25 protein-coding genes are annotated in these 23,990 nt (G+C 71.4%); 7 read left to right on the plus strand and 18 right to left on the minus strand.

All coding sequences use genetic code 11. The annotated features are described in order from the left end of the window. Positions 1-75: 75 nt before the first annotated feature. Complete coding sequence (locus ACBJ59_RS32950; protein ID WP_375114101.1) at positions 76-897, plus strand: NAD(P)H-binding protein; 822 nt, start codon at positions 76-78, stop codon at positions 895-897. Here ACBJ59_RS32950 and ACBJ59_RS32955 read toward each other — a convergent pair. Beyond that, entirely contained in the window at positions 873-1,550 is a 678-nt protein-coding gene (locus tag ACBJ59_RS32955) for an acVLRF1 family peptidyl-tRNA hydrolase (protein ID WP_375114102.1), read from the minus strand. The genes ACBJ59_RS32950 and ACBJ59_RS32955 overlap by 25 nt on opposite strands. Positions 1,551-1,668: 118 nt before the next feature. Here ACBJ59_RS32955 and ACBJ59_RS32960 point away from each other — a divergent pair, with 118 nt between their 5' ends. The 3 genes from ACBJ59_RS32960 to ACBJ59_RS32970 are packed head-to-tail and all read left to right on the plus strand — an operon-like array spanning position 1,669 to position 4,752. Then, a complete protein-coding gene (locus tag ACBJ59_RS32960; protein WP_364120203.1) occupies positions 1,669-2,694 on the plus strand; it encodes an EAL domain-containing protein in 1,026 nt (341 codons plus the stop codon). 22 nt (positions 2,695-2,716) lie between these two features. Beyond that, positions 2,717-3,994: an aminotransferase class V-fold PLP-dependent enzyme gene (locus ACBJ59_RS32965; protein ID WP_375114103.1), complete on the plus strand. Its 1,278-nt coding sequence runs from the start codon at positions 2,717-2,719 to the stop codon at positions 3,992-3,994. Next, positions 3,991-4,752 carry an endonuclease/exonuclease/phosphatase family protein gene (locus ACBJ59_RS32970; protein WP_375114104.1) on the plus strand — a complete coding sequence of 254 codons (762 nt, stop codon included), beginning with the start codon at positions 3,991-3,993 and terminating at the stop codon, positions 4,750-4,752. The genes ACBJ59_RS32965 and ACBJ59_RS32970 overlap by 4 nt, the downstream gene beginning before the upstream one ends. A gap of 275 nt (positions 4,753-5,027) precedes the next feature. Here ACBJ59_RS32970 and ACBJ59_RS32975 read toward each other — a convergent pair whose 3' ends face one another. The 15 genes from ACBJ59_RS32975 to ACBJ59_RS33045 all read right to left on the minus strand — a co-directional run bounded on the left by ACBJ59_RS32975 (position 5,028) and on the right by ACBJ59_RS33045 (position 18,830). Further along, positions 5,028-5,453: a carbonic anhydrase gene (locus ACBJ59_RS32975; RefSeq protein ID WP_375114105.1), complete on the minus strand. Its 426-nt coding sequence runs from the start codon at positions 5,451-5,453 to the stop codon at positions 5,028-5,030. Between the two features lie 202 nt (positions 5,454-5,655). After that, positions 5,656-6,501, minus strand: a complete 846-nt coding sequence (gene hisG / locus ACBJ59_RS32980; RefSeq protein ID WP_364120215.1) for an ATP phosphoribosyltransferase — start codon at positions 6,499-6,501, stop codon at positions 5,656-5,658. Between the two features lie 60 nt (positions 6,502-6,561). Continuing rightward, a complete protein-coding gene (locus tag ACBJ59_RS32985; RefSeq protein ID WP_080037115.1) occupies positions 6,562-6,825 on the minus strand; it encodes a phosphoribosyl-ATP diphosphatase in 264 nt (87 codons plus the stop codon). A gap of 99 nt (positions 6,826-6,924) precedes the next feature. After that, positions 6,925-7,887 (minus strand): acetylxylan esterase, encoded by a 963-nt coding sequence (locus ACBJ59_RS32990; RefSeq protein WP_375114106.1) that lies wholly within the window; start codon positions 7,885-7,887, stop codon positions 6,925-6,927. A gap of 201 nt (positions 7,888-8,088) precedes the next feature. Next, positions 8,089-9,969, minus strand: coding sequence for a DEAD/DEAH box helicase (locus ACBJ59_RS32995; RefSeq protein ID WP_375114107.1), 1,881 nt, complete (start codon positions 9,967-9,969; stop codon positions 8,089-8,091). 311 nt (positions 9,970-10,280) lie between these two features. Continuing rightward, a complete protein-coding gene (locus ACBJ59_RS33000) occupies positions 10,281-10,640 on the minus strand; it encodes a metal-sulfur cluster assembly factor (RefSeq protein ID WP_364120225.1) in 360 nt (119 codons plus the stop codon). After that, a complete protein-coding gene (gene sufU, locus ACBJ59_RS33005) occupies positions 10,637-11,077 on the minus strand; it encodes a Fe-S cluster assembly sulfur transfer protein SufU (protein WP_375114108.1) in 441 nt (146 codons plus the stop codon). The genes ACBJ59_RS33000 and sufU overlap by 4 nt, the downstream gene beginning before the upstream one ends. A gap of 2 nt (positions 11,078-11,079) precedes the next feature. Next, the gene (locus ACBJ59_RS33010; RefSeq protein WP_375114109.1) at positions 11,080-12,336 is read right to left on the minus strand and encodes a cysteine desulfurase; all 1,257 of its coding nucleotides are present in this window, start codon (positions 12,334-12,336) and stop codon (positions 11,080-11,082) included. Further along, positions 12,333-13,079 carry a Fe-S cluster assembly ATPase SufC gene (gene sufC, locus ACBJ59_RS33015; RefSeq protein WP_375114110.1) on the minus strand — a complete coding sequence of 249 codons (747 nt, stop codon included), beginning with the start codon at positions 13,077-13,079 and terminating at the stop codon, positions 12,333-12,335. The genes ACBJ59_RS33010 and sufC overlap by 4 nt, the downstream gene beginning before the upstream one ends. 4 nt (positions 13,080-13,083) lie before the next feature. Continuing rightward, positions 13,084-13,404 carry a non-heme iron oxygenase ferredoxin subunit gene (locus ACBJ59_RS33020; protein ID WP_364120237.1) on the minus strand — a complete coding sequence of 107 codons (321 nt, stop codon included), beginning with the start codon at positions 13,402-13,404 and terminating at the stop codon, positions 13,084-13,086. After that, positions 13,401-14,534, minus strand: a complete 1,134-nt coding sequence (gene sufD / locus ACBJ59_RS33025) for a Fe-S cluster assembly protein SufD (RefSeq protein WP_375114111.1) — start codon at positions 14,532-14,534, stop codon at positions 13,401-13,403. The genes ACBJ59_RS33020 and sufD overlap by 4 nt, the downstream gene beginning before the upstream one ends. After that, positions 14,534-15,946: a Fe-S cluster assembly protein SufB gene (sufB, locus tag ACBJ59_RS33030; protein ID WP_364120242.1), complete on the minus strand. Its 1,413-nt coding sequence runs from the start codon at positions 15,944-15,946 to the stop codon at positions 14,534-14,536. Before sufB ends, sufD begins: the two co-directional genes overlap by 1 nt. After that, the gene (locus tag ACBJ59_RS33035) at positions 15,943-16,641 is read right to left on the minus strand and encodes a metalloregulator ArsR/SmtB family transcription factor (RefSeq protein ID WP_364120244.1); all 699 of its coding nucleotides are present in this window, start codon (positions 16,639-16,641) and stop codon (positions 15,943-15,945) included. The genes sufB and ACBJ59_RS33035 overlap by 4 nt, the downstream gene beginning before the upstream one ends. A gap of 92 nt (positions 16,642-16,733) precedes the next feature. Continuing rightward, positions 16,734-17,963 carry a multidrug effflux MFS transporter gene (locus ACBJ59_RS33040; protein ID WP_375114112.1) on the minus strand — a complete coding sequence of 410 codons (1,230 nt, stop codon included), beginning with the start codon at positions 17,961-17,963 and terminating at the stop codon, positions 16,734-16,736. A 90-nt stretch (positions 17,964-18,053) separates the two neighbouring features. After that, positions 18,054-18,830 carry a VOC family protein gene (locus tag ACBJ59_RS33045; protein ID WP_375114113.1) on the minus strand — a complete coding sequence of 259 codons (777 nt, stop codon included), beginning with the start codon at positions 18,828-18,830 and terminating at the stop codon, positions 18,054-18,056. A gap of 158 nt (positions 18,831-18,988) precedes the next feature. On the opposite strand from ACBJ59_RS33045, the gene ACBJ59_RS33050 reads away from it, so the two are divergent. Continuing rightward, positions 18,989-19,897 (plus strand): ABC transporter ATP-binding protein, encoded by a 909-nt coding sequence (locus ACBJ59_RS33050; RefSeq protein WP_375114114.1) that lies wholly within the window; start codon positions 18,989-18,991, stop codon positions 19,895-19,897. A gap of 52 nt (positions 19,898-19,949) precedes the next feature. Next, positions 19,950-20,729: an ABC transporter permease gene (locus tag ACBJ59_RS33055; protein ID WP_375114115.1), complete on the plus strand. Its 780-nt coding sequence runs from the start codon at positions 19,950-19,952 to the stop codon at positions 20,727-20,729. A gap of 16 nt (positions 20,730-20,745) precedes the next feature. Here ACBJ59_RS33055 and ACBJ59_RS33060 read toward each other — a convergent pair whose 3' ends face one another. Next, positions 20,746-21,957 (minus strand): MFS transporter, encoded by a 1,212-nt coding sequence (locus ACBJ59_RS33060; protein ID WP_375114116.1) that lies wholly within the window; start codon positions 21,955-21,957, stop codon positions 20,746-20,748. 120 nt (positions 21,958-22,077) lie between these two features. Here ACBJ59_RS33060 and ACBJ59_RS33065 point away from each other — a divergent pair, with 120 nt between their 5' ends. After that, positions 22,078-23,001 (plus strand): DMT family transporter, encoded by a 924-nt coding sequence (locus tag ACBJ59_RS33065; protein WP_375114117.1) that lies wholly within the window; start codon positions 22,078-22,080, stop codon positions 22,999-23,001. Positions 23,002-23,313: 312 nt separating this feature from the next. Here ACBJ59_RS33065 and ACBJ59_RS33070 read toward each other — a convergent pair whose 3' ends face one another. After that, on the minus strand, positions 23,314-23,982 hold the full coding sequence (locus ACBJ59_RS33070) for a GntR family transcriptional regulator (protein ID WP_364120263.1): 669 nt from the start codon (positions 23,980-23,982) through the stop codon (positions 23,314-23,316). Positions 23,983-23,990: the final 8 nt, after the last annotated feature.

The raw sequence follows: 23,990 nt of genomic DNA on the forward strand, positions 1-23,990 counted from the left end.
AAAGTGGACGATCCGATTCCGCTTAGTGTAGCGTCCAGCTAACCGGAATTCGAGATTCCACTTACGGAGGTCCCCATGATCGTGGTAACCGGTGCCACCGGCTCCATCGGCCGCGCGCTCGTCGGGCGGCTGCGCGGCCACGACGTCCTCGCCGTCGTCCGGCGCGACGCCGAGGACCTGGGCGTCCCCTACGCCAAGGCCGACTTCGACCGGCCGGACACGATCGGCGGGCTGCTCAACCCGGGCGACCGGCTCTTCCTCAACAGCTCGCTCTGGCCCGGCTACGTCGACGCGCACCGAGCCGTCATCGACCTGGCCGCCCGCGCGGGCGTGGCGCAGATCGTCGCCGTGTCGGTACGCGACGCCGAGCCGGGCGCCAAGCTCGGCATGGGCATGCACGGCGCCGTCGACGCCCACCTCAGGAAGTCGGGCGTGCCCTGGACGATCCTCCAGCCCAGCGGCTTCATGCAGAACCTGCCGCGCGACTTCGAGCACGGCAGCATGTACGGCGCGTACGGCACCACCCCGGTCAACTACATCGACGCCCGCGACATCGCCGACGTGGCCGCCGCCCTGCTGACGGCCCCGGTCGGCCCCGACCGCGACCTCGTCCTCACCGGCCCCGAGTCCCTGTCGCACGACCGGATCGCCGAGGAGATCGGCAGGGCCCTCGGCCGCCCGGTCCGCTACGTGAACCTGCCCGTCCCCGAGATGACCGCCCACCTGGAACGCCAGGGCATCCCCCAGCCCCACGCCGGCGACCTGGCCGCCCTCATGGCCGAGACCGGCGACGGCCGCTGGGCGGCGACCACGACGGCGGTGCGGGACGTGACCGGCCGCCCGCCCCGCCCCCTGTCAGCCTTCCTCGCCGATCACCGGGACGCGTTCCCCGCCTGATCCGGATCGACCACCCGCACGCGTACCGACCTGAACTGGGCGGGCGTGTCCCGCAGGACCGCCAGCCGCGGATCGGGCACCACGAGGAACGGCTCCCGCTCCAGCTCCAGCAGCGGCGCCAGCCGGCGGTCCGGCCGCAGGGCGTCCACCGCCCTGCGGTCCCCGCCGAGCACCACCCCGTCCAGCTCCCCCAGGTACGGCGTCAGCACCCGCACCGCCGTCTCCACCGCGTCGTCGAACGCCTGGGCGGCCTGGTTCTTCCGCCGCCGGGCGAAGCGCTGCTGCGACCACCCGCCCGCCGCCGTACGCCCCTGCACCAGCCGCGACCCCACCTTGGACGCCACGAGCGCGCTCCCGTGGAAGACCCCGGCCGCGTAGCCGCCGAGCCGCACCAGGAACACCCCGACCCGCCGCTCGGCCCCGGCGTGCGCCACGAACCGGCTCACGTGCGGCGGCCCCGGCGGCGCCAGAGGCGGGAAGGGCACGTGCAGCTCGGCCAGCGCCCCGTCGCCGGCCAGCAGCCGCACGACCCGCGCGTCCCCGCTCGCCGTGAAGGGCCCGTGACGCGCCGCGAACCCGTCGATCCATGGATGCAGACGCTCCGGCGGCACCGTGACCCACCGGCCGCCGCCCCTCGCCGGACGCGCGTTCATGCGCGAAGACTAACGAACGACGTTCCCCTCCGGTCCAGTAGGGAACCGAAACGGAAATGTCGGTAAATTTTGTTTCGGGGGGCTTCTGGTGCGGCTGTGACAGGAGCACCATCTGTACGTGTCCTCCCTGCTCACCAGTCCCATGGTGGATCTCGACACGGGTGCTGTCATCGCGCACCCGGCCATCGTGGACAACACCGGCACCCTGAGAGCGGCGCCCCTGCCGATGGTGCTGGAGCTCCCGGTACGGGTGGTGCTGTCGGGCGCGGGCGCGCTGGCGCCGCTGCACGAGGCGCTGAGGAGGGCGGGCCGGCATCCGCGCGAGGCGATCCTGCTGCTCACTGGACCGTGCCAGGAGCAGGACCGGCCGCTGCTCAAGGTGGGGCTCGACGGCCTGCGCACGATCGGGTACCTGCTCGGCTTCTCCGACGTCGGCACCTCCGGCGCGGCCCTGGACCTGGTCGCGGACGCGTCCCCGTACCTGCTGGCCCTCGACCCCGAGGTGGTGGCGCGCATCCCCGGCGACCACCGGGCCATCGCGGTGGCGCGGGCGGTCGGCACGCTGGCCCGCGCCATCGGCGCGCACGTCATGGCCCCGGGCGTGGAGCGCGAGGCGCAGGTCGGGATGGTCCGCGGCCTGGGCGTGCGCCTGGCGCACGGCCCCCTGCTCGCCCCGGGCCCCGACGGCAAGGTACGGGTGCCGCTGCCGATCGCCGACGAGTCGCCCGACACGGTCCTGCTCGGCCCCCGCGTGCAGGAGCTGCTGCTGCCGGCCGTGACGCTCCCGGCGGAGGCCAAGGCGGAGGAGGCGGTGGCGGCGTTCGGGCACGAGCCGACGATCACCAGCGTGATCCTGGTGGACGAGTTCCAGCGGCCCAAGGGCAGCCTCGACCGCAGCCGGTTCCTGCTGTCGTTCGCGGCCCGCTACGGCCATGCCCTGCACGGCTCGAAGCCGGCGCAGCGCCTGGCCGACCCGCCGCGCACGGTGCCGCGCACGACGCCGGCGATAGCGGCCATGCAGGCCGCGGGCCGGGACTCCACCCGCGTCTACGACGACCTGGTGGTCACCGACGAGCTGAACCGCTGCCTGGGCATCGTCCGCGTATCCGATCTGATCAGGCAGGTTGCCGCGATCAGGAGCTGACCGTGCCGGGTAGGAAGCCAGCATGCTCAACAGACGGGCCCTGCTCGGCGCCGGGCTCCTGACAGGCGCGGCGGCGTGCACCGGTGACACGCCCGCGCCCAAAGGCGCCGCCTTCGACCCCGCCGACTGGGCGTCCGTGCGGGCCCAGTTCGCGCTGGACCCCGCGTACGCGCAGTTCGCCGCATTCGTGCTGGCACCCGCGCCGGCCCCGGTCCGGCAGGCGATCAGAACGCACCGCGACGCCCTCGACGCCGACCCCGAGTACACCCCGCCGGGCGGCTCGCCCGACCAGGCCGTACGCGAGGCCGCCGCCCGCTACCTGGGCGCCCGCGCCGACACGATCGCGCTCACCGACAGCACCACGATGGGCCTGGGCCTGCTCTACTCCGGTCTCGGCCTGCGCCCCGGCCAGGACGTGCTGACCACCGAGCACGACTTCATGGCCACCCACGAGGGCCTGCGCCTGCTGGCCGCCCGCACGGGGGCGAAGCTCCGCCGGGTCAGGCTGTACGACGACCCGGCCCGCGCCTCGGCCGACCGCATGGTCTCGGCGATCAAGGAGGGCCTCGGCCCGCGCACGCGGGTGGTGGCGCTCACCTGGGTGCATTCGAGCACCGGCGTGCGCGTGCCGGTGCGCGCCGTCGCCGACCTGCTGGCCGAGGCGAACAGGGGCCGCGACGAGCGGGACCGGGCGCTGCTGTGCGTGGACGGGGTGCACGGGTTCGGCGCGCTGGCCGACGGCGTGGCCGACCTGGGCTGTGACTTCCTGGCCAGCGGCACGCACAAGTGGCTGTTCGGGCCGCGCGGCACGGGCATCGTGTGGGGCCGGGCCTGGGACGCGGTCGCCCCGATCGTGCCCAGCTTCAGCCAGGCCGCGTTCGATGCCTGGCAGGGCGGCGGCGCGCCGGGCGCGAACACGGCCGAGCTGGTCACGCCCGGCGGTTACAAGGCGTTCGAGCACCGGTGGGCGATGCCGCAGGCGTTCGCGTTCATGACGGCGATCGGCAAGGACCGCGTCCAGCGGCGCACGCAGGAGCTGGCCTCCAGGCTGAAGGCGGGCCTGGCCGCGATCCCGCACGTCCGGCTGGCCACCCCGAGCGCGCCGGAGCTGTCGGCGGGGCTGGTGTGCTGCTCGGTGGCGGGCATGGAGCCGTTCGAGGCGGTGGAGCGGCTGCGCGGGCAGAAGGTGGTCGCGAGCGTGACGCCGTACCAGCCCTCGCTGCTGCGCTTCGGCACGAGTATCGTGACGGGGCCCGAGCAGGTGGACCGCGCTGTCAGAGCCGTGGAGGGGCTGCGATGAACTGGGCCGAGCCGTACGGACCGCTGATCGAGACCCGCGTGCGCGTGCTGACCTGGAACGTGTGGGGCGAGCACGGCCCGTTCGCCGAGCGGGCAGGGCGGATCGAGAAGGTGGTGCGCGAGCAGGAGGCCGACGTGGTCCTGCTGCAAGAGTGGGCGGGCCAGTCGTTCGGCTACGAGCACGTCGCCTCCTACGCGGACGGTGTGCCCTGCGCGGTGCTGTCGCGCTGGCCGATCACCCGGCAGGACGAGCGCCGCCTGCCCGGCGGCGAGTTCGCGGGCAGCGCGCTGTTCTGCGAGCTGGCCGGGCCGCGCGGGCCGTTACAGGTGTTCAGCTCGATGGTCGGCTCGTTCCGGCTGGACGAGTCCGAGATGCGGCAGTCCCAGGTGCGGGCGCTGACCGCGTTCGTCCGCGAGGCGGCCTCGCGCCGGCATCCCACGCTGGTGTGCGGCGACTTCAACGCCGGGCCCGACAGCGACGAGATGAGGATGCTGACCGGGCGCAGCGCGCCGGCCACGCCCGGCGTGGTGTTCTACGACGCGTGGGAGCTGGCCGGCGACGGCGGCCCCGGCCACACGTGGAGCAGCGCCAACCCGTACGCGCGGCCGGGCCTCTATCCCGACCGCCGCTTCGACTACGTGCTGAGCGCCTGGCCCCGGGCGGGCGGCGCGGGGCATCCGGTGCGCTGCGAGGTCGTGGGCGACGGCCCCGAGCCCGGTTCCGACCACTACGCCGTGCTGGCGGAGCTGCGTTACTGAACGGGTCCGCCGGCTGGACCCGACCCTGCACCATGATGGCACCGCACGGCCGGCGTTCCGGAGCATGATGCCCATCTCCCGGTCCCTGCCCGCCTCGGCCGGGGCGCGGCGATCGCGCCCCGGCCGGGGGTGAGCGGGCCGAGCGGCGGGTTGAGGGCGGTCGGCTTGCCCGCGCCGTCCGGCCCGAGCAGGGGCAACGGTTCGGCAGGGCTCGACGGTGAGCGAGAGGCCGTCCACGGGGAGCACGTCCCCGTGGTGCTCGCTGACGTGGGCTGTCAGGTCACGCGGCTCACCAGCCCCGTGTCCAGGCTGTAGTAGGCGCCGATGACGGTGACGCTGCCGTACAGGAGGGGATCGGCTCTCAGGCGCGAGACGGTCCGCCGGATGTGGGCGTGGACCATGGGCTCGACCCGGCCGTCGGCGGTGAAGTAGGCGGGCTGGAGGGCCTCGACGATGTGGGGCAGCTCGCCGGGCAGGGTGACCTGCCTGCGTAAGGCCCGGGCGGCGGCGGTGACCGCCCCGCAGCGCTGGTGCCCCAGGACCACGACGAGGCAGGAGCGCAGGTCCTGTGGACCGTACTGGACGGCCGCGGTGACGAGGGAGTCGAGCGTGTGCGCCGCCGTACGGACGACCAGCAGGTCGCCGAGGCCGACGTCGAAGACGACCTCGGGCGGCACCCGGGAGTCGATGCACGACAGCACGACCGCCCGGGGCGACTGGCTCGTCGCGACCTGCTTCCTGCGTCGGGGGTCCTGGTGCGGGCGGTGGGATCGACCCGCCGCCCAGCGCCGGTTGCCCTGCTCGAGTAAGGACCACGTTTGCCTGGCACTACCACGCCAAGCGACTGACTCGTTACGCACGGTCCGGATATGCCCGCCGGCACGATGGCCTAGCGGGCATATCTCACAGGCGGCAGGCGTAGATGTCGGTGACCAGGATGGCTCTTGCGCCGATGTCCCACAGCTGGTCCATCACCTTCTGGTGACCCTTGCGCCGGACCAGGGCCCGGACCGCGACCCAGCCCTCGCGGTGCAGCGGCGAGATCGTGGGGCCCTCCATGCCGGGCGTGAGCGCGGTGGCCTCGTCGATGCGCTCGGCGCGGATGTCGTAGTCCATCATGACGAAGTCGCGGGCGTGCACGACGCCCTGGAAGCGGCGTACGAGCTGCTCGACGTTAGCCGTCTCCGGCGCGCTCTGCTGCTTGATCAGCACCGCCTCCGACCGCATGATCGGCTCGCCGAACACCTCGAGCCCGACGTTGCGCAGCGTGGTGCCGGTCTCGACGACGTCGGCCACGGCGTCGGCCACGCCGAGCCGGATGGCGGTCTCGACGGCGCCGTCCAGCTTGATCACGCGGGCGTCGACGCCCTGGTCGGAAAGGTATTTGTCGAGCAGGCCCGCGTAGGAGGTGGCGATGCGCCGGCCGTTGAGGTCGCCGACCGACGTCATCGTGCCGGCCGCGGCGGCCAGCCGGAAGGTGGAGCCGCCGAAGCCGAGTGGCATGATCTCCTCGACCGGGGCGCCGGAGTCGACCAGCATGTCCCGGCCGGTGATGCCGGCGTCGAGGGTGCCCTCCCCGACGTAGACGGCGATGTCGCGGGGGCGCAGGAAGAACAGCTCACAGCCGTTGGCCTCGTCGACGACGAACAGCTCCTTGCTGTCCCTGCGTGACCGGTAACCGGCCTCTTTCAGCATGCTCTGGGCGGCCTCGCTGAGCGCGCCCTTGTTGGGTACTGCCAGACGCAGCATGTCAGGTCCTCACGTGTCTCGCTCTCGATGTCTGTCTCCAGGTCATGGGCGCCCGGCGCCCTAGAGATGCTTGTAGACCTGGTCGAGGCCGATGCCCTTGGCGATCATGAGCACCTGCACGTGGTAGAGGAGCTGCGAGATCTCCTCAGCTGCCCTGTCGTCTGACTCGTATTCGGCCGCCATCCAGCTCTCGGCGGCCTCCTCGACGACCTTCTTGCCGATGGCATGGACGCCGGCGTCGAGCGCGGCCACGGTGCCCGAGCCCGCGGGCCGGGTGGTGGCTTTCTCTGACAGCTCGGCGAACAGCTCTTCGAAGGTCTTCATGGTCTCTCTCGTCGGTCGGCTGCGTGCCTGATAAGCCTAGTCTGCGTCATGGAGTGACGCCGCCCCGCGTCCGCCACGCGAGACGGCGCCGTCACCTGTTCATCCGAGCGCCTTCTTCGCCCTGGCGACCCGTTCCATGGCGTGCGCCGACTCGCCGCCCTCGTGCCCGTTGTACGGATATATCCGGATGTCTTTCTCACCGGCGTAGTGGTTGTAGGCGGCGAACACCGTGGACGGCGGCGTGACGCCGTCCTGCAGCCCCACGGAGAACAGCGCGGGCGTGGCGGCCCTGGCCGCGAAGTTGACCCCGTCGAAGTAGGCCAGGGTCTCGAAGACCCGCTCCACCTGGTCCTTGAACGCCCGGCAGTACGCGGCGAGCTCGGCGTAGGGGTATTCGTGGGTGATCTGGGTGGCGTGCCTGATGTGGCACATGAACGGCACGTCCAGCAGGGCGCAGGCCAGGCCGGGAGCCAGGGCCGAGACGGCCAGCGCGATGGCGCCGCCCTGGCTGGCCCCGCCGACCGCGACCTCGCCCACCCCGGGATGCGCCCTGGCGGCCTCGACCGCGCGCACGGCGTCGGTGTAGAGCCGCCGGTAGTAGTAGGCGTCCGGGTCGTGGATGCCGCTGGTCATGACGCCGGGCGTCTGCGGCCCGGTGCCGGGGTAGGGGTCGGCGGTGTCGCCACGCCGCCACCCGCCGGCGCCCTGTCCCCTGCTGTCCATGGCGAACACGGCGTAGCCGAAGGAGGGCCACAGCAGCCAGTCGATCGGCAGGCCGCGCCCGCCGCCGTACCCCTGGTACTCGATCACGCACGGCACCGGTCCGGTGGCGTGCCGCGGCAGGAGCAGCCAGCCCTTGATGGGGTGGCCGCCGAAACCGGCGAAGGTGACGTCGAAGACGTCGGCGACGGTCAGCTCGGACGGCACGGGGGTGAACTCGGCCGCGAGGTCGTGGGTGCGGGCCTCGGCGAGCGTGCGCTGCCAGAAGGCGTCGAAGTCGCCGGGCTCGGCGCGTTCCGGCAGGTACTCGCGAAGTCGCGGGAGTGGCATGTCAACGAACACGGACGTTCCTAGGGGGTCGGGGGACATCGGCCCATGGAACTTACCCGGCCTCCTGTTGTCGCTGAGATCCCACCCACATCGGGCGGGCCTTCATGCGACGACGGGCTGAGCCGCCGGGGACGGAAAACGGCGCTGCCCGCCGTGCCTTCCTCCCGGAGGAGGGGGCACGGCGGGCAGCGCCGTTTGTGCTGTCAGACCTGCTCAGCGCTCGAAGCGACGGCCGCCCGAGTTACGGCGGAAACCACCGTTGCCACGCTCGTCCGTACGGCCGCCGACGGGCCGGTAGCCGTCACGCGGCCCCCGCTCGTCGGTGCGGCTGCCGCGGTCGCGGTCGGCCGAGAACGGCCGGCCACGGTCGGTGCCGAAGCGCGTGCCCCGGTCGTCGGAGCGGTAACCGGCACCGCGCTGGCCGCGGTCGTCCTGACGGACCGGGCGGTCGTCGGTGCGGAACCCGCTACGCGGCCGGCGGTCGTCGCTGAACGTGCGCGGCTCCTGCGTGCGCCCGAACGGCCGGTCACCGTCGGTGTGCCGGCGCGGCCGGCGGTCGTCGCCGGACGTGAACGGGCGGCGGTCGTCGCCGGAACCGTACGGACGGTCGCCGTCCTCGTGCCGGCGCGGACGACGGTCGTCGGCGGCCACGACCGGACGCTCGCCGTCCTCGTGGCGCCGCGGACGGCGGTCGCCGTCGAACTCGCGCCTCGGGCGGCGGTCGTCGCCGGAACCGTACGGACGGTCGCCGTCCTCGTGCCGGCGCGGGCGGCGGTCACCGTCGAAATCCCGGCGGCCACGACGACCCCTGCGCTCGGAGGTGCCGCCCTCGCGGCGCGGGCGCAGCGGCTTGCGGACGTCCGGCTCCCACACGGGGATGGACTCGCCGCTCGGCCTGCGGGCGCCGGCCACCTCGGCGAGCCTGGGGTGACCCGGGGTCGCCTTGAGGCGGAACGGGTGGATCCCGGCGCGGCGGGTCAGGGCGTCGGTCGAGCGGCGCTCGTTGGGCAGCACCAGCGTGACGACCGTGCCCTTCTCACCGGCGCGGGCCGTACGGCCGCCGCGGTGCAGGTAGCTCTTGTGGTCCTGCGGCGGGTCCACGTGCAGCACCAGGCTGATGTTGTCCACGTGGATGCCGCGCGCCGCGACGTCGGTGCAGACCAGCACGTTGACGGAGCCCTCGCGGAACTCGGCGAGGATGCGGGTGCGCTGGTTCTGGCGCTTGCCGCCGTGCAGGCCGCCCGCCTTGACGCCGACCCTGGCCAGCTGCTTGCACAGCCGGTCCACGCCGTGCTGGGTGCGGACGAAGATGATCGTACGGCCCTCGCGGTTGGCGATCTCGGCCGTGACGTCGAACTTGTCGTCGCGCGAGACCTGCATCACGTGGTGCTCCATGGTGTCGACCGGCGAGGTCGCCGGCGCCACGGAGTGGGTGATCGGGTCCTTGAGGAAGCGCTGCACCAGCTTGTCGACGTCGCCGTCGAGCGTGGCCGAGAACAGCAGCCGCTGACCGTCGGACGGGGTCTGCGCCAGCAGCTCCGTCACGACGGGGAAGAAGCCGAGGTCGCACATGTGGTCGGCCTCGTCCAGAACGCTGACCTCGATGTCGCCCAGCGAGCACTCGCCCTGCCGGATCAGGTCGCCCAGGCGGCCGGGGGTGGCGATGACGACGTCCACGCCGCGTCGCAGGGCCTCGATCTGCTTGCCCATGGACATGCCGCCGACGATGACCTTCATGCGCAGGCCGAGGCCGCGCCCGAGGGGCTCGAGGGCGTCGTGCACCTGGAGGGCGAGCTCACGGGTGGGCACGAGGATCATCGCGCGGGGACGGCCCTGGGCGGGCCGCACGCCCGCGATGCGGGCCATGGTGGGCAGACCGAAGGCGAGCGTCTTGCCGGAGCCGGTCTGGCCGCGGCCGAGGACGTCATGCCCGGCGAGCACGTCAGGGATGGTCGCGCTCTGGATGGGGAACGGGCTGTCGAAACCCAGTTTGGCCAGTCCGTTCACCAGCGGCTTGGGCAGGCCCAGCAGCTCGAACTCGGACGGGCCCGGCTCGGGGGTCTCACCGAGCGTGGGCATGACAGCGTCAAGCATGGTCACGAAAGTCGTGCCTTTCCGTCGAAGTGGCGCGTCACTTCTGCGAAAGGACGAGCCAGGGTGTGCGGCACCGGGCCGCACAGGTTCAAGGGCACCCGCCGTCATGGGGGCGGGATGAATGAGGGGGGGATACACCTGGGCACCGGCCGCAGGCGATGCGAGACGCGCGATGAGACGTCAGGTGTACCTGATTGCCAACGCCGGGGATGTTATCGGATATTCCTTGGCATGAGCACCGACTTTCCCAAACCCCCATTGGCACGCTGATACGGGCTGACGCTTTACGCCAGCCGTAACAGCAGAAAAGATCAGACGTTAAAGCCTAGCATACGAAGCTGCTCGCGGCCCTCGTCGGTGATCTTGTCCGGGCCCCACGGCGGCAGCCAGACCCAGTTGATCTTCACGTCGGAGACCATGCCGTCCAGCGCCGAGTGGGCCTGGTCCTCGATGACGTCGGTCAGCGGGCAGGCCGCGCTGGTGAGCGTCATGTCAATGGTGGCCACGGGCTGCCCGCCGTCGGACGGGTCGAGGTTGAGCCCGTAGATCAGGCCCAGGTCCACCACGTTGATGCCGAGCTCGGGGTCCACGACGTCCTTGAGCGCCTCCATGACCTCCTCGACGGTCGCATCACCGTCGAAGCCGGTCGGGGTCTCCACTGGCTTGCTCATTCGGCAGCACTCCTCACAACAGCGTCCTTGTAGGCCATCCAAGAAAGCAACGCACATTTAACGCGCGCCGGGAACTTGGCCACGCCCGCGAACGCGACCGCGTCGCCGAGGACCTCCTCGTCGGCCTCGACCTGTCCCCTGCCCTGCATCAGCCGGGTGAACTCGTCGACCACCGAGAGCGACTCCTCGATCGTCGAGCCGGCGGTCAGCTCGTGCAGCACGGAGGCGGCGGCCTGGCTGATCGAACAGCCCTGTCCGTCGTAGGAGACGTCCAGGATCTTGCCGGCGTCGCCCACCTTGACCCTGAGCGTGATCTCGTCGCCGCACGTCGGGTTCACGTGGTGAACCTCGGCGTCGTACGGCTCGCGCAGACCGCGCCCCTGCGGGTGCTTGTAGTGTTCCAGGATCAGCTCCTGGTACATCGACTCACCGATCATGGCTATGCGAACACCTTCTGCACGTGATGGAGGCCGCGCACCAGGGCATCGATCTCGCCCGTGGTGTTGTACAGGTAGAACGACGCCCGCGTCGTCGCGGGTATTCCGAAGCGCAGGTGCAGCGGGCGGGCGCAGTGGTGCCCGACGCGTACGGCGACCCCGAACTGGTCGTCCAGGATCTGCCCGACGTCGTGCGGGTGGATGCCCTCCAGCGTGAACGACACCGTGCCCCCGCGGCCCTCCAGCGACTCGGGTCCGATGACGCGCAGCGTGGGCACCTCGCGCAGGGCCTCCAAGGCGTAGGCCGTCAGCGTGCGCTCGTGCGCCTCCACGGCCTCCATGCCGACCTCGGTGAGGTAGTCGACCGCCGCGCCGAGCCCGATGGCCTCGACGATCGGCGGCGTGCCCGCCTCGAACTTGTGCGGCAGCGGCGCGTACGTCGAGTGGTCCATCCAGACCGCCTCGATCATCTCGCCCCCGCCCAGGAACGGCGGCATGGCGTCGAGCAGCTCGGCCCGCCCCCACAGCACGCCGATGCCGGAGGGGCCGACCATCTTGTGGCCGGTGAAGGCCACGAAGTCGGCGCCCAGCTCGGTGACGTCCACCGGGTGGTGCGGCACGGACTGGGACGCGTCGAGCATGATCAGCGCGCCGACCTCGTGCGCCCGCCGGGCCACCTCGGCGACCGGGTTGACGGTGCCGAGGACGTTGGACTGGTGGGCGATCGAGACGATCTTCGTCCGCTCGGTGATCAGGTCGGGCGTGTAGTCGAGCCGCCCGTCGTCGGTCACGCCGAACCACTTCAGCGTCGCCCCGGTGCGCTGCACGAGCAGCTGCCACGGCACGATGTTGGAGTGGTGCTCCATCTCGGAGATGACGATCTCGTCACCCGGGCCGAGCGTGAAGCGCGGATCGGTGTTGGCGGGGTTGCCGAAGGAGTAGGCGACCAGGTTGAGCGCCTCGGAGGCGTTCTTGGTGAAGATCACCTCGTCGCGGGACGGCGCCCCGACGAAGCCCGCGACCTTGTCGCGGGCGCCCTCGTAGGCGTCGGTCGATTCGGCCCCGAGCACGTGCATGGCCCGCCCGACGTTGCTGTAGTGCAGCGCCAGGTGCTCCCGCATGGTCTCGATGACCTGATTGGGCTTCTGTGAGGAGTTGCCCGAGTCGAGATAGACGAGCGGTCGCCCGTCGGGCAGCTCGCGGGAGAAGACCGGGAAGTCCTTCCTGATCTTCTCCACATCGAAGCTGTTGGAGCTCATGCAGATGCCTTCGTGTACTGCTCGTAGCCCTCGGCCTCGAGCTTGTCGGCCAGTTCGGGGCCACCCTCCTCGACGATCCGGCCGGCCGCGAAGACGTGCACGAAGTCCGGCTTCACGTAGCGCAGGATGCGGGTGTAGTGGGTGATCAGCAGCACGCCCGTCTCGCCGGTGGAGCGGAAGCGGTTGATGCCCTCGGACACCACGCGCAGCGCGTCCACGTCGAGGCCGGAGTCGGTCTCGTCGAGCACCGCGATCTTCGGCTTGAGCAGCTCGAGCTGCAGGATCTCGTGGCGCTTCTTCTCGCCGCCGGAGAAGCCCTCGTTCAGGTTGCGCTGGGCGAAGGCGGAGTCGATGGACAGCGCGTCCATGCCGTTCTTGAGGTCCTTGGCGAACTCGCGCAGCTTGGGCGCCTCGCCGCGGACGGCGGTGACGGCCGAGCGCAGGAAGTTCGAGACCGACACACCGGGGACCTCGACCGGATACTGCATCGCCAGGAACAGGCCGGCGCGGGCCCGCTCGTCGACGGACAGCTCCAGCAGGTCCACGCCGTCGAGCAGCACCTGGCCGCCGGTGATCGTGTATTTGGGGTGGCCGGCGATCGCGTAGGCGAGCGTCGACTTGCCCGAGCCGTTCGGGCCCATGATGGCGTGCGTCTGCCCGGACTTCACGGTCAGGTTGACGCCGCGCAGGATTTCCTTGTCGTCGACGGCGACCTGCAGGTCACGAATCTCAAGGGTGGACATGTGCTTAGGACTCCTTCGAGAGCGAGACGAGGACGTCATCGCCGTCGATCTTCACTGTGTAGACGTTCACTGGTCGGGTCGCGGGCGGTCCGGTGGGCTTGCCCGAGCGGATGTCGAAGCACGAGCCGTGCAGCCAGCACTCCAGCGTGCCGTCGTAGACCTCGCCCTCGCTGAGCTTGACCTCGGCGTGGGAGCAGATGTCGTGCAGGGCGAAGACGTCTTCACCCTTGCGCACGAGCGCGACCGGGGTCTCCCCCACCTCGACGCCGATGACCCCCTCGTCGGGGATGTCGTCGAGTTTGCACACCTTCTCGAAACCGCTCATCGCGCGAGCTCCGCCTCCACGGCGCTGAGCACGCGCTCGCGGATCTCGTCGATCTGGATCTTCTCGATGAGCTGACCGAGGAAGCCCCTGATGACCAGGCGGCGAGCCTCGTCGAAGGGGATGCCGCGGGCCTGGAGGTAGAAGATGTGCTCGTCGTCGAGGCGGCCGGAGGCGGAGGCGTGCCCCGCTCCCGCGACCTCACCGGTGAGGATCTCCAGGTTGGGCACCGAGTCGGCGCGGGCGCCGTCGGTGAGGATGAGGTTGCGGTTGAGCTCGTAGGTGTCGGTGCCCTCGGCCTCGACCCTGATGATCACGTCGCCGATCCAGACGGCGTGCGCCTCCTCGCCCTGCAGCGCGCCGCGGTAGTCGACGTTGCTCTTGCAGTTGGGCTGCGAGTGGTCGACCAGCAGGCGGTGCTCCAGGTGCTGCCCGGCGTCCACGAAGTAGACGCCCGACATGTCCGCGTCGCCGCCGGGGGCGGTGTAGGTGACGGTGGGCGACAGGCGGACGAGGTCGCCGCCGAGCGTCACCACGAAGCTGCGGAACGTCGCGTCCTTGGCGAGCTGCGCGTGGTGGTGCGAGACGTGGACCGCGTCGTCCGCCCAGTCCTGCAGGCTGACGATCTTGAGGTTGGCGCCGTCGCCGACGACGAACTCGATGTTGTCGGCGTAGACCGCGCTGCCCTTGTGGTCGAGCACGATCACGGCCTCGGCCAGCGGCTCCACCTTGACCACGATGTGGCCGTAGGCGGCGCCGGCACCGTCGCCGCCCGGCTCGCCGGTCAGCGTCAGGACGGTGGGCCTGGACGTGACGGCCTCGCGCGGCACCGTGATCACGGTGGCCTTCTCGAAGCTGTTCCACGCCTGCGCGCTCACCCGGTCGGAGGGCACGAACGACTTGCCCACGCGGGCGTCGTCGCGGCCGACCGTCTCCACGGTGACCTCCGGGGCCGCGTCCACGTCCACCCGGACGTGACCGACGGCTTCGGCCTTGCCGTTGTGCAGTCCCTTCAGGCGCGAGAGCGGCGTGAAGCGCCACGCCTCCTCGCGCCCGGTCGGGACCTCGAAGTCGCCCAGGTCGTAGGACGCCTTCTCGTGCAGGGTCGACAGGGGCTTCTCGTTCAGGCCCATCAGCCGACGGCTCCTTCCATCTGCAGCTCGATCAGCCGGTTCAGCTCGAGCGCGTATTCCATGGGCAGCTCACGCGCGATCGGCTCCACGAAGCCGCGCACGATCATCGCCATCGCCTCGTCCTCACCGAGCCCGCGGCTCATGAGGTAGAACAGCTGGTCCTCGCTGACCTTGGAGACCGTGGCCTCGTGACCCATCGAGACGTCGTCCTCGCGGACGTCGACGTAGGGGTAGGTGTCGGAGCGGCTGATCTGGTCGACCAGCAGGGCGTCGCACTTGACGGTGCTGGCGCTGCCGTGGGCGCCCTCCTCGATCTGCACGAGACCGCGGTAGGAGGTGCGGCCGCCGCCGCGCGCCACCGACTTGGAGATGACGCTGGAGCTGGTGTTGGGCGCCAGGTGGACCATCTTGGAGCCGGCGTCCTGGTGCTGGCCCTCGCCCGCGAACGCGACGCTCAGCGTCTCGCCCTTGGCGTGCTCGCCCATGAGGTAGACGGCCGGGTATTTCATCGTGACCTTGGAGCCGATGTTGCCGTCGATCCACTCCATGGTCGCGCCCTCGTAGGCCACGGCGCGCTTGGTGACCAGGTTGTAGACGTTGTTCGACCAGTTCTGGATGGTCGTGTAGCGGCAGCGGGCGTTCTTCTTCACGATGATCTCGACGACGGCGCTGTGCAGCGAGTCGGACGAGTAGATCGGCGCGGTGCAGCCCTCGACGTAGTGGACGTAGCTGTTCTCGTCGACGATGATCAGGGTCCGCTCGAACTGGCCCATGTTCTCGGTGTTGATCCGGAAGTAGGCCTGCAGCGGGATCTCGACCTCGACGTTCGGCGGCACGTAGATGAACGAGCCACCGGACCACACGGAGGTGTTGAGCGCGGCGAACTTGTTGTCGCCCACCGGGATGACCGAGCCGAAGTATTCCTTGAAGAGCTCCTCGTGCTCCTTCAGGCCCGTGTCGGTGTCGACGAAGATGACACCCTTCTCCTCGAGGTCCTCACGGATCTTGTGATAGACGACCTCGGACTCGTACTGCGCCGCGACGCCGGCGATGAGGCGCTGCTTCTCCGCCTCGGGGATGCCGAGCTTGTCGTAGGTGTTCTTGATGTCGGCGGGCAGCTCGTCCCAGGAAGCGGCCTGCTTCTCGGTGGAGCGCACGAAGTATTTGATGTTGTCGAAGTCGATGCCGGTGAGGTCGGAGCCCCAGGTAGGCAGCGGCTTCTTGTCGAACAGGCGGAGGCCCTTCAGGCGAAGGTCGAGCATCCACTCCGGTTCGTTCTTGAGTCCGGAGATGTTGCGTACGACCTCCTCGGACAGGCCACGCCTTGCCGCCGACCCGGCGGCATCCGAGTCGGCCCAGCCGAACTTGTAATTCCCGAGGCCTTCCAGCTCCGGGCGGTCGGTGACAGTCACCTTCCGGTCTCCTTGCTCTTGTCTCTATGTGCGGAATCGGCCAAGGACTGCGGGGAGACGTGCGTGGTGCACACCCCGTCGCCGTGGGCGATCGTGGCCAGGCGCTGCACCGGCGTGCCGAGCAGCTGCGCGAACGCCTCCGTCTCGGCCTCACACAGCTGCGGGAACTCCGCGGCCGCGTGCGCCACCGGGCAGTGGTGTTGGCAGAGCTGGTCGCCGCCCGACTTGGCCTTGCTGGCCGAGGCGGCATACCCCTCTGCCGACAGCGCCTGCGCCAGCACCTGCACGCGCTGGTCCGCCGGCACCGTCCGCATGACCGGCTCCAGCCGTTGCAGCAGGCTCGAAACCTGCTCGCGGGCGAAGTCGGCCACGGCTTGCTCCCCCATGCGCTCGGCCAGGAAGCGCAGGGCGCTCCCGGCCAGGTCGTCATAGGCGTGCTCGAAAGCACTGCGCCCCGCGTCGGTGATCGCGAACAGCTTGGCCGGCCGTCCGCGCCCGCGCTGTCCGCGAGGGCGCACGGTGCGAGGCTCTATCATCCCGTCTGCCAGCAGCGCGTCGAGATGACGCCGGACGGCGGCGGGCGTGAGCCCGAGCCGCTCGCCGAGAGCCGCGGCCGCGACGGGACCATGCTCAAGAATCAGCCTGGCGACACGGGCGCGGGTGCCGCGCTCGTTGCCTGGCTCCATCGTGGGCATGTTTTTCACAACATCAGTGTGCCGTAATTCCTTCCCGCTTCACAAACGGATCCGAGCAGGGACGGGAATGGAATTTGTCACGCAGGGTAGCCTTACCTAACCTTTGCCCGGCCCAAGATCATGAATGTCAGGGCCGAGCAGGTGATGAGCCCGAGCATGACACAGGCCATGGGGACGGCGGTGCCCGATCCGGCAAGTCCGACCAGCGGGGCCGCGGCGGCCCCGAGCGCGAACTGCAGCACGCCCGTCAGCGCCGAGGCGCTCCCCGCGATCTGTGCCGGCTGGGAGCCGAGCGCCAGCGCGCCGGTGCCGGGCAGCGTCAGGCCCTGGCCCAGCATGATGACGAACAGCCCGGCCACGATGCCCCAGAGACCGAGGTCGGCCAGCGCGGCGGTCATCAGCAGCACCGCGCCGATCAGGCCGGTGAACAGGCCGATGCGGACCAGCAGGGTCGGCGGCACCCGCCCGGACAGCCGGCCGCCGAGCTGGGCGGTGGCGGTCAGGGCCAGGGCGTTGAGGCCGAAGATGAGGGAGTACTGCTGGGGCGTGGCGCCGTACACCTCCTGGAGGACGAACGGCGAGCCGGAGATGTATCCGAACATGGCCGCGAACGCCAGCCCGCCGGTCAGGGCGAAGCCCATGAACGCGCGGTCGCGCAGAAGCTGCCAGAACGTGCGCACGGTGTGCTTGAGACCGCCGCTCTCGCGCTCGGACGGGGGCAGCGTCTCGCGCACGCCCGTCAGCACGGCCAGCAGCAGCACGACGCCCGCGAGGCTGAGCGCCACGAAGACGCCCCGCCACGAGGTGAACGCCAGCAGCTGCGCCCCGGCGATGGGCGCGAGGATCGGGGCCAGGCCGCTGACGAGCATCAGCGTGGCGAAGATGCGGGCGATGGCGGCGCCGTCGTACAGGTCGCGCACCACGGCCCGCACGATCACCAGCGCCGCGCCGCCGAGCATGCCCTGCAGCAGGCGGAAGGCGATGAGCATCGGCACCGAGGGGGCGAACGCGCACAGCAGCGAGGCGACCATGAACCCGGCCACCCCCACCATGAGCGGCACCCGCCGGCCGCGCACGTCGCTCATGGGACCGGCGATCACCTGGCCCACGGAGACGCCGATGAGACAGGCGGTGAGGGTGAGCTGGACCTGCGCGGGGGCGCTGAGCATCTCGGAGGCGATGGAGGGCAGCGCGGGGAGGTACATGTCGATGGAGAGAGGGCCGATCGCCGAGAGGGCGCCGAGGATCAGCAGCAACAGCCCGCGGCGGCTCCTCGTCTCCGGCTGGACGGCTGTGGGCGTGGCGATTTGTGCCACGGACATGCGTGCTCCCCTTCCCTCGTAGGCCTGGCCCACGAGGGCCGAGGGATCAAACCACGTTCCGGTCCTCCGAATTCCCGGTTATCAGATATTTCAGGAAATCTCGTGAAGCTGGATGATGGAGAGCGTCGCGCCGTGCGGGTCGGTGAACGCCGAGAACCGGCCGGGAGTGGCGTCCACGCCGCTCACGAGCATCCGGGCGCCCGCCCGCTCGGCCGCCGCCGTCGTGGCGTCGAGGTCGGCGACGGCGACGTACGTCATCCAGAACGAGGGCGTCGCGGCCGGGTAACCGGGGTCCATCTCCAGCATGCCGCCGACGGCGTGCCCGCCCACGTGCCACTCGGTGTACTTGCCGGGCGGCGTCTCCAGCGGGCGGGGGTCCCACCCGAAGACGGCCGGGTAGAAGGTCTCGGCGGCCGGCAGGTCGCGGGTGACCAGCTCGCTCCAGCAGAACGAGACGGGCTCGTTGACCAGCTCGGCCCCCGGGTGGTCGCCGGCCTGCCAGCCGGCGGCGAACGAGCCGTCGGGCGCGCGGAAGACGGTCACGATGCCGTGCTCGAAGACCTGAGTGGGCTTCATCGCGACCGTGCCGCCCGCCTGCCTGACCCGGTCGGCGAGGGCCTCGGCGTCGTCCGTGGCGACGAACGTGTCCCAGGTCGAGACCGGCTGGCCGGCCATGGCCGGGACCAGCCCGGCGACCTTGCGGTCCCCGTGGAGGAACATGCCGTAGCCGCCGGCCGCCGGGTCGTCGATCGTCTCCGCCCGCCAGCCGAGGACCTCCTCGTAGAAGCGCGCGGAGGCGCCGACGTCGGTGCTGGACAGGTCCACCCAGCACGGCACTCCGGGGGCGTACTCACTGCGTCGAGACATTGCCACCTCCTGGGCAGGGGATCTCACCGCCAGGCTGCCACTCCGTGCGCGCGGGCAAAAGGAACGGCGCGAAAGGAACGGCGGGGCTGGACATGTCCAAATGGGGTCATGTTCACCTGCGGCCCGGACCGCCTGGGGAAGTCCCTAAACTCGTGGCCATGGACTCCCCAGCCGTCGAGATCGTCGACCTGGTCAAACGCTACGGCGGCAGCACCGCCGTAGACGGCCTCACGCTCCGTGCCGAGCGTGGGGCGGTCACCGCGGTCCTCGGTCCCAACGGCGCGGGCAAGACGTCCACGGTGGAGATCTGCGAGGGGTTCCGCAAGGCCGACGCGGGCACGGTCAGGGTGCTGGGCCTGGCGCCCGCCCTGCCCGAGCTGCGCCCGCGGGTGGGCGTCATGCTGCAGGCGGGCGGCGTGCCGCCGGCGATGCGCTGCGGCGAGTGGCTGCGGCTGGTCTCGCGCTTCTACGCCCGGCCCCTCGACCCCGATGCGCTGCTGGTGCGGCTGGGGCTGGCCGAGCACGTACGCACTCCCTACCGGCGGCTGTCCGGCGGCCAGCAGCAGCGGTTGTCGCTGGCCGCGGCCGTCGTCGGCCGGCCCGAGCTGGTCTTCCTCGACGAGCCGACGGCGGGCCTGGACCCGCAGGCCAGGCACGCCTGCTGGGAGCTGGTGGGCGAGCTGCGCGCGGCGGGCGTGTCGGTGGTGCTGACCACGCACCACATGGACGAGGCCGAGCGGCTGGCCGACCACGTCGTGATCATCGACCGGGGCCGGGTGGTGGCCGAGGGCAGCCCGGCCTCGCTGACCGGGGCGGAGCGGCAGCTCAGGTTCCGGGCCCGGCCGGGGCTGGCGCTGGAGGAGCTGCTCAACGCGCTCCCGGCGGGCAGCGCGGCCAAGGAGTCACCGGCCGGCCACTACATCATCGAGGGCCTGGTCGACCCCGAGCTGCTGGCCACGGTGACGGCCTGGTGCGCGGCCGAGGGCGTCACGGCCGACGACCTGCGCATCGAGCGCCGCACCCTCGAAGACGTCTTCCTCGAGCTGACCGGCAGGGAGCTGCGATGACCGCCCCATGCCCGACCACCGCGCCCGACCATCCCACCGCGGGAGAGCTGCGATGACCGCGCCCGACTCGACCCTCGACCTCACCCCGGCGCCCGGCGCGGCGCCGTTCCCGCGCATGGTGGCGGCGCAGGCGGGCGCCGAGATCCGCGCGATGCTGCGCAACGGCGAGCAGCTCCTGCTGACCATGATCATCCCGGTGCTGCTGCTGACCGGCTTCTCGCTGGCGCCGCTGATCGACGTCGGCGGCGGGCGGCGGGTGGACTTCCTGGTGCCCGGCGTGCTGGCGCTGGCGGTCATGTCCACGGCCTTCACCGGGCAGGCCATCGCGACCGGCTTCGAGCGCCGCTACGGCGTGCTCAAGCGGCTGGGGGCGACCCCGCTGTCCAGGAGCGGGCTCATGCTGGCCAAGACGGCGGCGGTCGTGGGCGTGGAGATCATCCAGGCCGTGATCATCGTGGTCGTGGGGCTGGCGCTGGGGTGGCGGCCGCAGGGGTCGTTCCTGGGCGCGGCGCTGCTGATCGTGCTGGGCACCGCGGCCTTCAGCGGGCTCGGGCTGCTCATGGCGGGCACCCTGCGCGCGGAGGCCACGCTGGCCGCGGCCAACCTGGTCTACCTGGTGCTGCTGGGGGCGGGCGGGGTGGTGTTCCCGCTGACGAAGTTCCCCGAGGCGGTGCGGCCGTTCCTGGAGGCGCTGCCCATCTCGGCGCTCACCGGCGGGTTGCGCGCGGTGCTCGCCGAGGGCGCGGCGCTGCCGCTGGTCCCGCTGGCCGTCCTCGCCGTCTGGGCGGTGCTGTCGCTGGGGCTGGTGTCGCGTACCTTCCGCTGGGAGTAGCCCGGGGCACCCGGTGTCATTCAGGGAGCGGGTCGGGGCGGTCGGCCGGCAGGGCGCCGTAGCGGTGGCGGGTGAGGGCGGCCACCGCGGTCAGCGGGATCGCGGCGCCCGCGGCCAGGCCGAACAGCAGCCCGTACCTGCCGTGCTCGGCCAGCGGCCCGGCCGCCCATGACGCGACCGCGCTGCCCACGAACAGCGCGCAGGCGAAGAACGCGATCGTGGTCCCCCTGGCCTCCGGCACGATCGAGGTGGCCCACGTCTGCAGCGAGGAGTGCAGGAAGGACCAGCCGCCGCCCAGCAGCAGCGCGGTGACGGCCACGGCCGGCACGCTGACGTGCACCGCCACGATCGCGAACCCGAGACAGAGCTGCGTGCCGCCCACGACCATCAGCAGGGGCGCGGGCCAGCGGCCCGACAGCACCTTGACGAGCTTGGAGAAGGCCCAGAGCCCCAGCCCGTACGCGGTGATGGCCAGGCCCGCCACGGCGGCGGCCAGCCCGGTGTGCTGCAGCGCGGTGGCCAGGAAGGGCATGGCGCCGAGCATGATCGCCCCTTCGGTGAAGGCGAGCCCGAACACCAGCAGCGCCCACCGCTGCCCCAGCACCGCCCCCAGGTACCGGCGCACTCCCGTCCCGCCCTTCAGGGCCGACTCCTCACGGGGCGGCTCGGGCAGCGAGCGCAGCGACACCGCGCAGGCCAGGGCGCAGGCGGCCGGTACGGTGAAGGCCACCCGCCAGTCCACCAGCCCGGCGACCACCCCGCCCAATCCCGTGGCCAGCGCCGTGCCGAGGGCGGCGGCGGCCATCAGGTCGGTGAGGGCGCGCTGGCGTACCGACGGCTGGACGGTGTCGCCCACGTACGTCAGGCCCGTGGGGATCACCGCACCGAAGCAGGCGCCCGTCACGACCCTGGCCACCACCAGCGTGGCCAGCACCGGCATCAGCGCCGAGGCCGCCCCGGCCACCGCGGCGCCGAACAGCGCCCAGCGCATCACCCGCACGCGGCCGAACCGGTCGGACAGCAGGCCCCACAGCGGCTGGGTCAGCCCGTACGCCAGGTAGTAGCCGCTGGCGGCGCCGACCGAGGCCGACAGCGAGACGCCGAGGTCGGCGGCGATGAGCACGAGCATGGGGCTCACGGCGAAGCGGTCGAAGCTGCTGACGAAGGAGGCCACGGACAGGGCCAATGGCGGGCGGGAGAGGCTCACGGGCAAGGTGGGGGATTTCATGCGTCCATGGTCTATTTGTCCGGATAAATGATCCAGTAAGCAGTAGTACCACCTTAAATCAAGGGATGTCTCCCCAGGTGAGTAGGCTGAGCCGGTTGCCTCGCGTTCCAGAGGAGTCCTGTGACCGACTTTGCCCTTGACGACCCCTTCGACCGCGGCTCCGGCGTGCCCAGGCCCGGAAACCTGCTGCGCACCGCGGCCGACTCGATCCCGCCCTCCGGGCTCGTGCTGCTGGCGATCTTCTCGGTGCAGCTCGGCGCCGGCTTCGCCAAGGAGCTGTTCGCGGCGCTGCCGCCGAGCGCGGTGGTGTTCCTGCGCATCGCGGCCGGCGGGTTGATCATGGCGGCGGTGGTCCGGCCCCGGCTGAAGGGGCTGTCCTGGCGCGACTGGGCGGTGGGTGTCGGCTTCGGCCTGACGCTCGCCGTCATGAACCTGACCTTCTACGAGGCCCTGTCCCGGCTGCCGATGGGGATCGCGGTGGCGATCGAGTTCCTCGGGCCGCTGGGCGTGGCGGTGGCCGCCTCGCGGCGCCGGATCGACCTGCTGTGGGTCGGGCTGGCGGCGGCGGGCGTGGTACTGCTGGCGCCGTGGGGCGCGTCCGAGTCGGTGAGCTGGGTCGGCATCGGGTTCGCGATGGTGGCCGGGGCCGGGTGGGCCGGGTACATCCTGCTGTCGGCGGCGGCCGGGCAGCGCTTCCCGGGGACGAGCGGGCTGTCGTTCGCGATGATCGTCTCGGCCGTGGCGATCGCCCCGGTCGGCGTCGCGACCGGCGGGGCCGACCTGCTGGAGCCGGAGTTGTTGCTGATCGGGCTGGGCGTGGGCCTGCTGTCGTCGGTGATCCCCTACTCGCTGGAGCTACAGGCGCTGCGGCGGATGCCCAAGCACGTGTTCGGCATCCTGATGAGCCTGGAGCCGGCCGTGGCGGCGCTGGTCGGGGTGCTGCTGCTGAGCGAGTTCCTGCACACGCAGCAGTGGGCGGCGATCATCTGCATCGTGGCGGCCAGCCTGGGCTCGACCCGGGCGGGCGGCAGGCGGCGGAAGTAGCCGGGCCGAACCAGCCGGAGGAGGGCCGCCGCGCGCCCGTGGGATGGGGTCTCGGGCGCGCGGCGGGGGGCTCGGCCTCGGTGGGCGGGGTGTGCCGAGCCCGGGGACGGTCAGCGGAGTGCGGGAGTCCGCGTGACCAGGCAGGTGCCACCACCGGAGGTCGGGGGTGGCCGGTCCGCTGAGGACCAGGATCTCGGGGCCGCCGGCGCTCGCGCGAGGCGTCGCTCGGTCGGCTCACAGTCGAGATTACCGCCATCGGGGAGTGTCTGATCCCTGAATGTCAGAACTTGGCGCTCAGAACCGGTGCTCGGCTCAGTGCTCGGCCCAAATGCCGCGTACGTGGCCGATGTGCTCTCCCATGAGCTGCCCCACGGCCGTGCTGTCGCCGCTCTTGAGCGCGTCGAGCAGCGCCAGGTGCTCCCGGGCCGAACCGCCGAGCGTGCCCCGCTCGGAGAGCTGGGACAGGCCGTAGAGCCGGGCCCTGTTGCGCAGGTCGCGCACCACCGAGACCAGGTGGGCGTTGCCGCACAGCGACAGCAGCTCGACGTGGAAGCGCAGGTCGGCGTCCACGTACGCGAGCAGGTCGCCGCGCTCGCTGGCCGAGACGATCTCCTCGGCGATGGGCCTGAGCCGCTCGAACTCCTCCGCCCGCGAGCTGTCGGCCAGCCGGGCCACCGTGGGCACCTCGATGAGCTGGCGGATCTCGGTGAGCTCGTCGAGATCGCGGTCGGACAGCTCGGTCACCCGGAAGCCCTTGTTGCGCACCGCCTCGACCAGGCCCTCCTTGGCCAGGTCGAGCATGGCCTCGCGCACGGGCGTGGCCGAGACACCGAACTGGGCGGCCAGCACCGGGGCGGAGTAGACCACCCCCGGCCGCATCTCCCCCGTGATCAGCGCGGCACGCAGCGCGTGCGCGACCTGCTCGCGCAGGCTCTGCCGCTCCCCCACCATCGGCAGGTCGAGCCGGTCCTCGGCAGCCATCCGCCCAT

Source organism: Nonomuraea sp. MTCD27 (assembly GCF_041950495.1).
Lineage (GTDB): Bacteria > Actinomycetota > Actinomycetes > Streptosporangiales > Streptosporangiaceae > Nonomuraea.

What these genes read in the sequence shown, in the direction of transcription:
- sufC (WP_375114110.1), bottom strand. Translation starts at nt 13,079, where the DNA reads ATGTCCACCCTTGAGATTCGTGACCTGCAGGTCGCCGTCGACGACAAG.
- sufU (WP_375114108.1), bottom strand. Translation starts at nt 11,077, where the DNA reads ATGATCGGTGAGTCGATGTACCAGGAGCTGATCCTGGAACACTACAAG.
- ACBJ59_RS32970 (WP_375114104.1), top strand. Translation starts at nt 3,991, where the DNA reads ATGAACTGGGCCGAGCCGTACGGACCGCTGATCGAGACCCGCGTGCGC.
- ACBJ59_RS33060 (WP_375114116.1), bottom strand. Translation starts at nt 21,957, where the DNA reads ATGAAATCCCCCACCTTGCCCGTGAGCCTCTCCCGCCCGCCATTGGCC.
- ACBJ59_RS33000 (WP_364120225.1), bottom strand. Translation starts at nt 10,640, where the DNA reads ATGAGCAAGCCAGTGGAGACCCCGACCGGCTTCGACGGTGATGCGACC.
- hisG (WP_364120215.1), bottom strand. Translation starts at nt 6,501, where the DNA reads ATGCTGCGTCTGGCAGTACCCAACAAGGGCGCGCTCAGCGAGGCCGCC.
- sufD (WP_375114111.1), bottom strand. Translation starts at nt 14,534, where the DNA reads ATGGGCCTGAACGAGAAGCCCCTGTCGACCCTGCACGAGAAGGCGTCC.
- ACBJ59_RS33035 (WP_364120244.1), bottom strand. Translation starts at nt 16,641, where the DNA reads ATGCCCACGATGGAGCCAGGCAACGAGCGCGGCACCCGCGCCCGTGTC.
- ACBJ59_RS33010 (WP_375114109.1), bottom strand. Translation starts at nt 12,336, where the DNA reads ATGAGCTCCAACAGCTTCGATGTGGAGAAGATCAGGAAGGACTTCCCG.
- ACBJ59_RS33040 (WP_375114112.1), bottom strand. Translation starts at nt 17,963, where the DNA reads ATGTCCGTGGCACAAATCGCCACGCCCACAGCCGTCCAGCCGGAGACG.
- ACBJ59_RS32965 (WP_375114103.1), top strand. Translation starts at nt 2,717, where the DNA reads ATGCTCAACAGACGGGCCCTGCTCGGCGCCGGGCTCCTGACAGGCGCG.
- ACBJ59_RS33045 (WP_375114113.1), bottom strand. Translation starts at nt 18,830, where the DNA reads ATGTCTCGACGCAGTGAGTACGCCCCCGGAGTGCCGTGCTGGGTGGAC.
- ACBJ59_RS32955 (WP_375114102.1), bottom strand. Translation starts at nt 1,550, where the DNA reads ATGAACGCGCGTCCGGCGAGGGGCGGCGGCCGGTGGGTCACGGTGCCG.
- ACBJ59_RS32985 (WP_080037115.1), bottom strand. Translation starts at nt 6,825, where the DNA reads ATGAAGACCTTCGAAGAGCTGTTCGCCGAGCTGTCAGAGAAAGCCACC.
- ACBJ59_RS33050 (WP_375114114.1), top strand. Translation starts at nt 18,989, where the DNA reads ATGGACTCCCCAGCCGTCGAGATCGTCGACCTGGTCAAACGCTACGGC.
- ACBJ59_RS32995 (WP_375114107.1), bottom strand. Translation starts at nt 9,969, where the DNA reads ATGCTTGACGCTGTCATGCCCACGCTCGGTGAGACCCCCGAGCCGGGC.
- ACBJ59_RS33055 (WP_375114115.1), top strand. Translation starts at nt 19,950, where the DNA reads ATGACCGCGCCCGACTCGACCCTCGACCTCACCCCGGCGCCCGGCGCG.
- ACBJ59_RS32950 (WP_375114101.1), top strand. Translation starts at nt 76, where the DNA reads ATGATCGTGGTAACCGGTGCCACCGGCTCCATCGGCCGCGCGCTCGTC.
- ACBJ59_RS33070 (WP_364120263.1), bottom strand. Translation starts at nt 23,982, where the DNA reads ATGGCTGCCGAGGACCGGCTCGACCTGCCGATGGTGGGGGAGCGGCAG.
- ACBJ59_RS33020 (WP_364120237.1), bottom strand. Translation starts at nt 13,404, where the DNA reads ATGAGCGGTTTCGAGAAGGTGTGCAAACTCGACGACATCCCCGACGAG.